This is a genomic window from Bacillus shivajii (assembly GCF_020519665.1).
Taxonomy (GTDB): Bacteria; Bacillota; Bacilli; order Bacillales; family Salisediminibacteriaceae; genus Bacillus_CA; species Bacillus_CA shivajii.
In genome coordinates, this window is record NZ_CP084703.1 from 4,000,043 (window position 1) to 4,012,983 (window position 12,941).

Annotated in this window: 11 protein-coding genes; all 11 read right to left on the bottom strand. The window is 37.1% G+C overall.

The annotated features are described in order from the left end of the window. Positions 1–4 precede the first annotated feature (4 nt). Entirely contained in the window at positions 5–454 is a 450-nt protein-coding gene (locus tag LGQ02_RS19265) for a VanZ family protein (protein ID WP_226515900.1), read from the bottom strand. Positions 455–542: 88 nt separating this feature from the next. Further along, complete coding sequence (locus tag LGQ02_RS19270; RefSeq protein WP_226515901.1) at positions 543–1,481, bottom strand: NERD domain-containing protein; 939 nt, start codon at positions 1,479–1,481, stop codon at positions 543–545. Between the two features lie 247 nt (positions 1,482–1,728). After that, complete coding sequence (locus LGQ02_RS19275; RefSeq protein WP_226515902.1) at positions 1,729–3,339, bottom strand: glutathione ABC transporter substrate-binding protein; 1,611 nt, start codon at positions 3,337–3,339, stop codon at positions 1,729–1,731. Positions 3,340–3,364: 25 nt separating this feature from the next. Further along, positions 3,365–4,447, bottom strand: a complete 1,083-nt coding sequence (locus LGQ02_RS19280; RefSeq protein WP_226515903.1) for a M24 family metallopeptidase — start codon at positions 4,445–4,447, stop codon at positions 3,365–3,367. A gap of 449 nt (positions 4,448–4,896) precedes the next feature. Then, complete coding sequence (locus tag LGQ02_RS19285) at positions 4,897–6,213, bottom strand: hypothetical protein (protein ID WP_226515904.1); 1,317 nt, start codon at positions 6,211–6,213, stop codon at positions 4,897–4,899. A 186-nt stretch (positions 6,214–6,399) separates the two neighbouring features. After that, positions 6,400–7,266: a zinc metalloprotease HtpX gene (locus LGQ02_RS19290; RefSeq protein WP_226515905.1), complete on the bottom strand. Its 867-nt coding sequence runs from the start codon at positions 7,264–7,266 to the stop codon at positions 6,400–6,402. Between the two features lie 324 nt (positions 7,267–7,590). Then, positions 7,591–9,516, bottom strand: coding sequence for an NAD-binding protein (locus LGQ02_RS19295; RefSeq protein WP_226515906.1), 1,926 nt, complete (start codon positions 9,514–9,516; stop codon positions 7,591–7,593). Between the two features lie 53 nt (positions 9,517–9,569). Next, the gene (locus tag LGQ02_RS19300; RefSeq protein ID WP_226515907.1) at positions 9,570–10,298 is read right to left on the bottom strand and encodes a CBS domain-containing protein; all 729 of its coding nucleotides are present in this window, start codon (positions 10,296–10,298) and stop codon (positions 9,570–9,572) included. Positions 10,299–10,351: 53 nt separating this feature from the next. Beyond that, the gene (locus LGQ02_RS19305; RefSeq protein ID WP_226515908.1) at positions 10,352–10,993 is read right to left on the bottom strand and encodes a hypothetical protein; all 642 of its coding nucleotides are present in this window, start codon (positions 10,991–10,993) and stop codon (positions 10,352–10,354) included. Between the two features lie 168 nt (positions 10,994–11,161). Next, positions 11,162–11,941 carry an SH3 domain-containing protein gene (locus tag LGQ02_RS19310; protein WP_226515909.1) on the bottom strand — a complete coding sequence of 260 codons (780 nt, stop codon included), beginning with the start codon at positions 11,939–11,941 and terminating at the stop codon, positions 11,162–11,164. Between the two features lies 1 nt (position 11,942). After that, positions 11,943–12,932, bottom strand: a complete 990-nt coding sequence (locus LGQ02_RS19315; protein ID WP_226515910.1) for a hypothetical protein — start codon at positions 12,930–12,932, stop codon at positions 11,943–11,945. Positions 12,933–12,941 lie beyond the last annotated feature (9 nt).

Consider the following 12,941-nt stretch of genomic DNA (forward strand, 5'->3'; position numbering starts at 1 on the left):
TTCCCTAGCGAAGTTTTTGGATGAGTTTCACTGCAAGCAAATAGCAAACAATCCCTGTCGCGGATCCGACTGCGTCGATAAGGACATCACTCACCTCACCAGACCTTCCCGGTATAAATGTCTGGTGATACTCATCCGAAGCGGCATACAACACACTAATGAGAAGGGCCACCAATACACTGCGCAAGCCCTTAACACCGCTCGCATACAAAGCATTGACAACGAATAAGCCCAGCACAAAATAGGCGGCGAAATGTGCCCCTTTTCGAATATAAAAATGAAAAATGTCGAAGTCCACATTTACGGCAGCAGGAACAATACCCTCAATGATTGATAGAATCAAAGCCGTTACTCCTGAACTAAGCTCACTTGATTCCCCCGCCGGCTGATGAGACAAATAAAAGATCAATGCCATCCAAAGAATGACAGCGACCCAAGAAATGACTTTAAACATACAACTCAATTCCTTTTCATGAAAATCTAAGGGGAAGCGTGGGGACGGTTCCACTGCTTCGGAAGCACAAGAACCGTCCCCATGCTTCCTACGACACCTTCTCTGTATGCCTACACTTTGGAAAATTACTGCATCCGTAAAAGGATCCGTATTTTCCTTTCTTAAGTGATAAGGTTGCGTTACATTTTGGACACTTGGGTTCAGTTCCATTAGGATTCACACTATCTTCGCTACTTTCTTGTGAAGTAGGTTGTGGACTACTATCGTTACCACTACTACTTGGCTTGCTTACACGTTTTCGATCAATAACTTTGCCTGTGTGTTTGCTTTTTTCAGCATTATTTTTAATAGCTGCTACGTGCTTCTTCTTAATTTCTCTTTTCTTCTTGGAATCACGGATAATTAAGTTGTCCAATTCCTTGTTGATAGCTTCTAATTCACTTTCATCAATGATTGGCTTGTTCCACTCTTGCATCACATTTAAAAGTTGTGGAAACTGAGTGACCCGTGCAGAAGAAAAATTGTCTTCGAATTTTAACGTCGAGTTTTGTGAAAAGGCAATGATCGAGAAGAAATCATCCTCATCATCCTTTTCTAAATAATCTTGTAGAGCACGAATATGACCTTTGTTTTGCCAAATCGGGTTAAATAGTTTTTCTTTTCTCTTATAGATCACTTGTGTCCAATAACGTTGTCTTTCATTGCCAAAGATCCAACCTTCATAATGCTTCGTCTCAATAACAATAATCCCAAATGGAGAGGTTACGACGTGGTCGACTTGTGCCGTTCCACCATCACCATTGGGCACATACAGATCATGATAGATTCGGTACACTTTAGGGTCTAACTTACTTAACTTGTTGTTCACGTACATTTCACCAACTGCACCTTTAATTGTCGCAAACTTCCACTTCACAATCATAGTACCTAAAAATATGGCGATCGCTAGTAACACTGGAGAAATAACAAAGATAACTGGCATCAACATCACGCAAAAAACAACCAATAACCATGCTTTCAAATTCATTTCACTTGTCCCCTTTCCAAATTTCGACAAATACAACTTCAGTTTAGCACATCCGTTCATATAAAATGTCACTATTTGTTAATAGGTCGAAACTCCCGCATTCTATAACTTACTTCGGAAAATCACGAGTTCACACTAAAATTCATAAAAAAAACCACAATGAAACAAATCATTGTGATCTAAACTAGTGAAGCGCGGGGACGGTTCTGCTGCTTCGGAAGCACAAGAACCGTCCCCTTGCATCCACTTACGGAAGTGTTACATCGTCTATCATCATAATTCTTGATGGGTGTAGCCAGAAGCCTTCTACACCATCACGAACGGCAGCAACATATTCCGTATGTCTTATGAGTACTTTCGGTGCTTCCTCCATTTCAATTTCTTGTACTTCGTTATAGAGCTCAACACGTTTTTCCGGGTCACTTTCCCTTCTAGCTGCATCAATTAATGCATCGACTTCATCGTTGGCATAGAATGTACGGTTTCCTGGAGCACCTTTAGCATCAGAGTGGAATAAGAACCACTGGTTGTAGTCTCCATCACCAGTCATGTTTGACCACCCTAGGATAAACATGTCGTGATCACCTGTTGACGTACCATCTAAATATGCGCCCCACTCCATTACCTCGATCGACACATCTATTCCTACGTCCGTCAACTGTGCTTGGACATATTCTGCTACATCCATTCTTTCTTGATTATCGTTTGTCCATAGTGTTGTTTCGAACCCTTCTGGGTATCCTGCTTCTTCAAGTAACCCCTTTGCTTTTTCTACATCATAGCCGTAACCTTCGATATCAGGATGGTAACCAATATTCGCAGAACTCATCGTTCCATCAGCAAATAAACCAACACCACTGTAAATATGCTCAATAATTTCTTCAGTATTAATTGCATAGTTTATTGCTTGACGCACTAACATGTTATCGAATGGTTCCTTTTGTGTATTAAAACCGATGTAATCAACACCCAATCCTGGACTTAGTAATAGGTGCATATTGTCAGATGATTCAACTCTAGAAATGTGGCTACTAGAAATTGGTTCGGCAATATGTGCTTCTCCAGCTTCAACTACACTGACACGAGTCGAAGCCTCTGGAATCACTCGAAAGACGACTTCATCAATTTGTACTCTGTCTGTCCAGTGATCTGGATTTTTCTCTAGCGTAATTTCTGAACCAGTTTCCCACGATTTAAACTTAAATGGACCTGTTCCTACTGGATTTTGACCTAACGCGGACTCTCCGCTATAATCCGCTTCAATGGCTTTTGGACTAATAATCCCTCCAGCGTAATGCGCTAAGTTAGAGAGTAAGGGTGAAAATGGGTACTCTGTTGTCATACGAACAGTATGATCATCAACAGCTTCGACTTCAGTAACCATTTCGAACAAACTAGCTCTCACTGATGCAACTTCTTCGTCCAATATTCGATCAATACTTGCTTTCACAGCCTCAGCAGTAAATTCCTCTCCGTCATGGAACGTTACTCCTTCTCTTAATGTGAACTCCCAAGTATGATCATCAATTCTATCCCAATCTGTTGCTAACCCTGGTTGAAATTCCATATTTTCATCTTGGATGACCAGTGTTTCATAGATTTTATTGTGATATACGTTTGCAGATGGGATGTCGGCCCCTTCATGTGGGTCCAACTGAGTAGCATCAGAATTCACGGCAATGACCAGCTGTTTATTGTCATCATCAGTTGACGTTGTTGATTCTGATGATTCTGAATTCTCTTCTTGTGGATCTCCACTTGTTGCTTCTTCAGATCCTGGTTCACTTGCACAAGCAGTTAAAACGAATGCTAGACTTAATAGAATTAGTAATGAAAAATGAAATAGTTTTTGTTGCAACGTTATTTCCCCCTTTTGTTTTTGATTAATTATTTAATATTTGTAATTCTTTTGTAGCCTTTGTCAAATTCTCTATTCCTTCTTCTCTGATGACAACGAGATCTTCAATACGAACTCCTCCCCATCCGGAAATATAAATGCCTGGTTCTACTGTAATAACCATCCCTGGTTGTAAAACGGTATCGTCAGTCGATCTCATGGCAGGTTTTTCATGAATATTCAGACCGAGAGAGTGGCCTAAACTATGCCCAAAGTTCTCACCATATCCTTCATTTTTAATAATTGATCTCCCTATATTATCTAGTTCACTACAAACCTTTCCAGGCCCAACATTTTGTAAAGAAACTTCTAAAGCATGGGAGACAATCCCGTAAATCTCAAGCTGTTTTTCTGACGGTTCACCTAGTACAACCGTGCGGGTGAAATCTGTGTAGTACCCGTTCACTTTTGCACCGATATCCATTTTGACAAATTCACCATTTTTCACAACTCTGTCAGTGGCTTGACCATGTGGAAGCGATGACCTTTCACCTGATGCAATAACATGGTTCTCTTTAATACCTTCTGCTCCATTTTTCTTCATGACATATTCAAGTTCTAAACCAATTTCCTTCTCTGTCATACCAGGCTTTATAAAGGTTAAAATATGTTCAAACGCTTTATCACAAAGACTAATTCCTTGTCTGATACTTTCAATCTCTGATTCATCTTTAATCATACGGATTTTCATCATCATCGATTCGATCATTGAAAATGAACATTGAGGTGCTTCCTTTTCCAATACGTCCAACATAGCGATAGAAAGTGAATCTTCAACTCCTACCTTTGCCACGTTCATTTGTTTTAATTTTTCTCCGACACTTTCCGTTAACGCTCCTCCTGCATGCTGGATGACTTCATAATGTTCAGCTGCACGGGTATGCGCTTCATCGATATAGCGGAAGTCAGTAAGTAAGACTGCATCAGATTGTGTAATAATTAAAGCCCCGCTGCTTCCAGGGAAGTCCGAGAAATAACGCCTATTTTCAACGGAAAAAATGACTGCTGCCTCTAACCCTTTTTCTTCTAATCCTTTTCTAAGATTTGTAACCCTATTTTGAATTCCCATATGATCCCCCTTAAATGAATTAAAACATTACGAAAGATTCCATTAAATATTAATATTCAGTATATTCACCCAACTAACATATGTCAATGTATTTTCTGAAATTAATGTCAAAACGAAACTAAAATAATATAAATACTTATTAATGTATACTCCATGTGCAAACGCTTTCCATTGTGAATGATTCATTTGGGAATCTTTTGGAAGCAAGGGGACGGTTCCGCTGCTTCGGAAGCACAAGAACCGTCCCCTATGCTTTCTGAACATAGAAAAAGCCGTTAACATCCGTTTCTTGTGGAATGTTAACGGCTATCATTAGTTCGTATATCATTGGCTATACTCTTAAACATCCATTTCACACATATCCTCGGTAATCTTTCACCACCAAGGTGGCAGACCCGCATACTCCGTGCATGGAAGCAGGAGGTCCGTCCCCACGCTTCCAAAATACCTTAAACCTCAGTATGTATTTGTTCACCAAAAAGATCCTCAGGTGTTAATTCAACGATTATTTGCTCGTCTTTTTCTTTATAAGATTGTATATATCGCTTTATGACATCAACTTTTAATGTAATATCAGCGCCTTGCTGTTTTTGAAGGCAAAGGTTTATGACATCCGTTAATGCTTCTTTTATCTCGCGTGTACCGGCTGCCATTGTCGTATCAACGAAGGCTTTAGCTCTATCCTCACTCGAAAGTATCGCTTGGTCGTTAAGGAGAAGATCAGACATTAATTGCTTTGCTTTCTTTTGGAAGGCTTCGTCCCTTTTACTTTCTTCGTCATAAAACATGAAAAGACTAAGTTGACGAAAAGTATATTTATCTACATTCGTGAGTTGCTCCTGATCTTGCATACTCAAACTTTCCCATTCTTCGGTAGTTATTCGAGTCGCTTCCACATAATGACGTGTAAAGTATTCAAGAAACTTATAGCGAAAAAGAAGTTCTTGGTGACCAAATAAATTTACATGTGTCACAAGGCGCGAGAAATTATATAAGCGTCCTCTTAAGAAGAATTTATGTTGAGATCGGTCTCCATCAAATAATCGAAGAATTTCAAGCGCCCATTTATCTTGAAGCTCGCTAGCTCGAAATAATTGAAAAAATTCATATGACATGTCATAAACCCCTTCTGCCCACTTTCGGTAGTAGTAAGGTTTTATTCCATACTTATTCCATAAACGTGCTTCTCTTTTTTTCGAATAATCATAGAGGACTGAACTTGGTCCAAATATATTTTCAAATGCAATTTGGGAGTCACTATTATATGTATTAAAATAATGAATGACGTTACTAGAGAGTTTTTTACTCGTACGTGAACCGCCACTCATTTTAGTCACAATGTCCGCCTCCTGATGTTCAAAGTCATTACTTGCATAATAAAGGCCTGACATCTCATCTTCATATATTTGTCTTTTTACACGAGGGTTTTCAGCAATAATATAAGCAAAGAAATAATAGATGGCAAACATAAGGCTTGTCACTAATAAGAGAAAAATAGCAAGACGAAATTCCATATTTTGAATAAACATTAGCAGCAGTGAGCCAACATTGATCACCGCAAAGCCAATCAATAATTCGTAAATTCGTACAACCTTTAGCACACGATACTTCCGTACGAGGAACTTCCCATAATCAACTCCAATCACCCGCTTCGTCTCGGCTAGCGAAGTAAGCCCAATAATTGTCATGTTTATCGCAATAATTGCCATAATTAAATTACTATCAAAAATCATCTCTTGAAACGCTACTTCTAAAATAGACATCATCTACTCCCCCTAATCTATTGATTTAGCATTGAGGTAACCCCCCACATTCATTCTACCTCATCAAGATGGAAAAATATTAGCATCAAATCAAACAAGCTACTGCAATAATACAGTAGCTCGATAACGGGTTCTTCAAGGCGCCTGCCTCCAGTGCACTAAATCTTCATCGCGGTGGGGTCAGTCATATTAAGCTGCTCGCAACTCTTGAATTTTAGCAATACGCTCATCTGGGTCTGGGTGGCTAGATGCTAGATTTGCCCAAAGTCCTTTCGAGTTATCATCTTCATAATCATTAAAACTGTCTAGGACAGTCATCAAGTTGTCACCATAACCACAATCATAAGCAAATTTATCAGCAAGGTATTCATTCTGACGAGATGAATGCATTACTAATGCAGTACCTATTTTGGTCCATACCCACATCATGGCGACAAGAACCATGTCTATAAAGAACGTAGAGATAGCTGTTCCAATGCTTCTGTATGCAATACTAAAAATAATTCCAACTGCCAAAAAGAACAAACGATACACGATAAATAGACTAGTAACAATCAAGTTCCCAACAGCAACGATTAATACAAGATCTGTATCTTTATTTGATAAATGGCCAAACTCATGTGCAAGCGTTGCTTTTATTTCCTCATCTGAATATTCGAGAAACCCTCTAGTCACACAAATTGTTTTTCTTCCCGTAGCAAATGCATTAGGCATTTTATCTTTACTAATAAATAGCTGAACGTCATCAGGCAAATGAGGATCCAACTCTTTCGCTCTTCGGTAAACTTCATCAAATAAAGGCATTAAACGGTCTTTATGCTCCTGACGAGCAATCGGCTTACACCCTTGCTGCAACCTCAGTATCCATTCACCTACAGGTGATAAAGCAATCGACAATGATAATAAATAAACAAAAGACCCAAAAATGAACCCTTGTACACTACCAAAGCCACCAAATAATCCGATTACGATTAACGTATTCAATACGAGATAAATCGCAACTCCGATATTACTTCGCTTCTTAAAATTTTGAAAAAAATCAATAATATAAGTCATCAAAGCCCCCCTTACGTTTTTACTGTTATTCCAATACACAACTAATGAAAATTCTTTAGACCCACTCCCTTTAGCCTACACGATGCTACATAATCAGACGACACTTTCGACAACATAAGACAGAATTTGAGTCTTTCCAAAAGAAAAGACCTATACACCAATAGAATTTATGGGTAAATGTAAACTATCTATCGAATGAAAGAACCCCCTATCTTTTTAAATACAGCATTGGATGGTCCCAAATCGGTTCTATTGTCTTTTTAACACTATTGTTCAGTTTGATTGCACGATACAAATAGAGTAGGTGAAGGTGACAATGCTAAACTACTTTTCTCGTTGAAAGCCGTACCCCTGAGCATAATAATAATGATACAAATGTATAATACTATCTCTGTCGTAACTTTTATAATCTGTGCCAACAACATTACTTACAGTAGTAAGTTCCTCCCAAGAAACAAGACAAGCATGTAGTTTTTTATCTGGGTTATTTGTATAACTTGATTTATAGTCTGTTAGGGCATTCCACCCTCTCAGAAAATGAAAAGCATTCCACCGTTTATGTTCTACTTCGGCGAGATCTTCTAAATATGGCTGAATATAAATATAAAACTCCTTTTCAGATTTAAATTCAGTTTTTTCCAATGGAACCTTCTTTAACCCCAATAACATTAATTTCGTATCATTATGAAGCATCTGAAAACGATTCGACTCACGCTTAAACGAATTAAGTTCCTCCCATGGTTTATCTGAGGGTAAGTTTAATTCAACCTTTCGTTGTTGATAGTTACTATGGGCTTCTTCTGCCAACCTCTGAAGTTTCTCATTAAGTACATACTCACCAGTTAATACCTCGTGAAAAAAAGAATAGCGTCTAATTGACTTGAACTCTTTTTGATGCTGGTCCAGCCACTCACTCACTAAACGGTCGTCCTTCATTTTCACAAATATAGGGACCTCACTAAATTGTTCCGTTAATTGTAATCCTTCGATCATATCTAAAAAGTCATCTTTTAAAGAAATGAAAGCATGGGTAACTGGTTTATCTAATTGGTGAATTTCTTCAGATAAAAACTGACTAACTAAATCAACTTTCTTAAATCTAACTTTCGCAACCTTATCTACGTTTTTAACAGAAAAACCCCACTCTTTCTTAACTCGATCAATATCTCGATCAATAATGGTTATTTCCAAAGGTTTTTTTGTAAGAAAGTGGCCTAAGTTTAGTGCATGAAACGCTATTTGTTGATTGACTTTACCAAAACCAATAAATAATAAATGCAGTGACGACTCGTCTTCATTTCTCAATTGTTTCTCATAGCCCTTATACAACGGTTGACATTCCAATTGTCTTTCCGCAATAAGCTGGTATACGTTGAAAATTCTTGGTTTAAGCTTACTAGTCATGTGCTTGCGTTCATCATCAATAACCATATTGTTAAATAGCTGGATAGAATTTTGATATTCCAAATGTATTAAGATTTCCTTCTGATCATCATTTAGTTGATTATTACTAAAAAAATCTTTCATCGAAATATAAGTATCAAGGTTTTTAGAATCATCATCATGAAAAACAATAATATATTTACAATTTTTTAGTCCACACTTTTTATAGATTTGCTCACCGCTTTTCGTACCATCAAAATATGTAATTCCTTGATCGTGAAAAGCTGACTGTTGTTTATTCGTTAATTTATCAGCAATGACACCTACCTTGTAGCCTTCTTTCGTTAAATTTTCAATTAACTTAGATGAACGATCATTATACCCTGCAACAATGATATGATTGCCCACCACTCTTAACCTAAGACTAAAGATCACTTGACGGAAGTACCGAAAAGCAATAAGGCTAATTGTTGAAATTGTATAAAATGCTGCGGACCATCTAGCAACCTCCATAGCTAACGGCAAGTTAAAGTATTTCGTACCCGCTTCATTAAAAACAGGATCAACATCTAACAAAAATAGACGAAAAGTTGAATACGTAGTATTCAAAAGTGAGTAATCAGTATAACTATAATTTAAAAAACCATAAAAACCAGAACCAAAAGCAATTAAAAAAGAAATACTTTGAATTTCATATGATTTAAACACTCGGTAAAACGTAAAAGAAAACCCTAACAATACTACCAATAAAAATATATAACCGGGGTCGTTTAAAGAGTATACATTTAATAAATGTAAAATTAATAATAGAGATAACAGAATTACTATAATAATATGTATCTTTTTTAGCCACATTAAAAGTTGCACATTATACCTCCTCTCGTATTACTCCTCTTCAATTAGCTCTGTCCAAAAAACAATTATTGAACTGTGTAGTCAATCTCAATTATATCCCAAGCCGTAATGAAGCCTAGTGGCGATTCATCCTCTTTTCCATTCTCTGTAATAATTACCGCTTCTAAATCCTTACTTTGTTTATGGTACTCCTTGTATATATTTTCTACCTCAAATATATTTATAGATTTTGAAGCAAAGGCTAGTGGATGTTGATTTACATTTATCATAATATCCATCACTTTAATATCTGCTAAATCTACAATACTATTGACTACATGCTTAGCCATCCACTTAGCAATGTCACCAGTCTTTAAGATACCAATACAATCTTTTCCTTTATAAATGGGATATTGAGAAAAAGCATGCTCTTTCACCCCTTGAATCAACTCTAATAAACTATCTTCTACGTTGTAATAAACGACATTCTTCGTGGCAATGGTTAATGCATAATTTGGACTCGTAAATATTTGTGCGATGTCTTCAATATGTTTAACGATATCAATGTGAGGATCAGCAATATAATATCCAATTTCCTTTTTATCATGAACAATCGCATTTCGTAGTTTAGCATATTGTTCTAAGTCTTCTTTATAAAAACGTATCAAATGGTGTGTTTTAGCTCCTTCTCTTACTAGAGCTGTAAAACGCCTATCATAATGACTAACGATCTTTTTTATTCTTTCATCAATGATGTTAAAAGCAACTTCAAACCGCTCTGCAAGTAAATGTTCTTGATTAGTCGGCTTCAGCATAGTTACCTCCTTTTTCCATACCTTTAACTATCCAAAGTGTTATTGATTATCAATCATTCTGTGCTAAACAGTGAGTGGTCATTCTTTTTATACTCGTTATAATCATGCTTCGACCAATAACCGTCTGTTGCTTCTTGTGATATTTGCTGTGGGCGTGGTGTATAAATAATATATGTTTTGCGGTTAGGTACTAGTTCAATTTCATTCAGTACCCTTTCATTTGAGAATCCCTCGAATTGCTCTCGAATAATATTTGCTGTCCCACCCTTTTTCTCTAAACCAAGATGTTGGTCCCATAACCCAAGTAAAATATGACTTGTCAAAGCTGTGTAGCAACCGACCTTGTAGTATGCATCCGTTCGATCAATGACTTCACCCATGTTTGGAGCAAATACTTTTTTGGCCTGACCACATAAGTCGTAAAACTCTTTAATAGACGTTTCAGTCGTAAAATCACTGACGTAATCATCTATCTCCATAGGTAAAGGGACCATTAAATCAATATCGAGCTCCAATGCAATTTTTGCAACTAGACGATCCCCTCCTTCCGCCAGCGGACTTTGAAGTTTAATTTTGTACCCAAAGTAATCCTGCTGAATACTTTTAAAAAAGCTTTGCACTTGTTGGGTGACTCCACAAATAGCAGACTCCTTTATCGTTCGGTGAGCTGTAACACCGATAATCAGCGTCTTCATCCTTTCACTCCTTTCGCTAACAATTCTATTTCCTAACCGTTTAAACTAAAGATTTTAAATCTAAAGGGGAGTTAAACTCGAAAGGAACGGCATTTTTTCTGTTGTTTAAATTAAGCCTATGACAAAAATAAACGAGGAGAACCCTTCCCGCGGCTCTCCTAATTTAAGCTACTCGACTTTCTCTACTATTCTACTAGAAATCCATCCAACAACTCCTTCATCTGTTTGGACTTTTAGCCATTCAATTCGGTTAACGGTTTCCGCCTCTCCTAGAAAGGTTAATTCTGTATGTGGATAGACTGTACCTACAACGTTATCAGTACTCGTTGATTCTACTGGATATTCTCGTAAATTCCCTCCTGTTTGAGATTTTGATAATTGATATTGAACCTCTTCCATTTCATGCTCATCTTCTGAATCTTTTTGTGCCTTTATTGATTCTTCTATACCGAACCACCCTTTGACCGTTGTGGCAGCTTCCTCACTTGATAGTTCACTTGCTTCCAACACATCTTCTACAAACCATGCATCTACAGATTCCCAAATCTCATTTATTGCAAAGGCTTTCCAGTTATTAAACAATGATAAGGCCATGATACAGGATAATGTCATAATTCCAATATAATAGAACTTTTTCTTTGTTTTTAAAATGACTGCCTTATCTTTTAGAAAATCAATGCCACTTAGACACTTCCTCATCCCGTCTTCAGCCTTTTCTATAAAGAGGTATCGGGATTTTCTTTTAGCCTTAATATACCACCCAAATGGTATTGCAATAAGGAAAAAAATCATTTCAACTAGTTTATATCCAATGACTAATTGCAGCTTGAAGATTTGGCTAATGCCCCACAAAAATAGTGAGCGTGTTAGTAAAATAACAAGGAAACCAACAACTAGAGGACGAGACCATTCCGGAAAGGAAATCCAAATATTTGAAATAATCTCCATTCTACTCCCAGCCTTTGTCCGTCATTTCAGCAGTTGCCATTTTTTTATATCCCTTTGAAAAGCTATTTTCCGTTTCTTCCTTACTAGACTGATCTTTATCGGAATCAGATCGTTCGATATAAAGCTTCTTTTCCCCACTTTCAAGCTGTGAAGAATCTACTCCCCCGATCATAGAGTCAAAACCTTGGAATAAGTCTTGTGCTTTCTTAAGCTGTGTAGCATCTATTTGGCCGTCCATATACTGAGTCTTTAACTTTTCCATAACATTCCTTTTATCTTTATACTCAGAAAGAAGATGTTCCCTTAGTTGATCTACGTTTTTAAACATTGTTGTATACCTTTCAAGAGGTGTCCCTGCAAAAATCTCCGTAAACTCTGCGAACTCTTTCTCACGTAGTTGCCTTTCCCGATCTTTGTCCATATCTTCTAGCGTATAACTAAGCCTTTTATCGTCGATTGCATCACGTTTACTCTTCAATTTTTGTTTAATTTCCTGACTTACTTCTACTTGAGGGATAATGTCTACTTTTAGACCCTCGTCTTCAAGTTCGTCTAACACTTGTAAATTACCTTTCATCGTTGATTCTAATTGAACATATTCTTCGATAGCGTATTGATTAGCCATTCTGCGCAAATCTCCGAACACTCGGTCTTTCACATTACTTTCTAATTGTTCATCCATGTCATTTTTAATATACTCTATCGGTTCAATTACTTTTACTGTAAACCTTAGAGTAACTTCAAATTCATCAATCATATTGTCACTGGCTAATTTCACTTGATCTGTAAACGTTTGTTTTTTCCTTAGTATGCTATAGCGGACGTTATACTTTTGAGCACGGAGTTCAGCATTCGTTAAATGAGCACCATTTTCAACTAAACGATACTCCCCATTCGAATTTATATACACAAATGATATATCATTTGTGGAGTACGGCTCCTTAGATAAAAAACGATATTTGATCGATTCGACATTTTGGATTACACTCATTAATCCTTC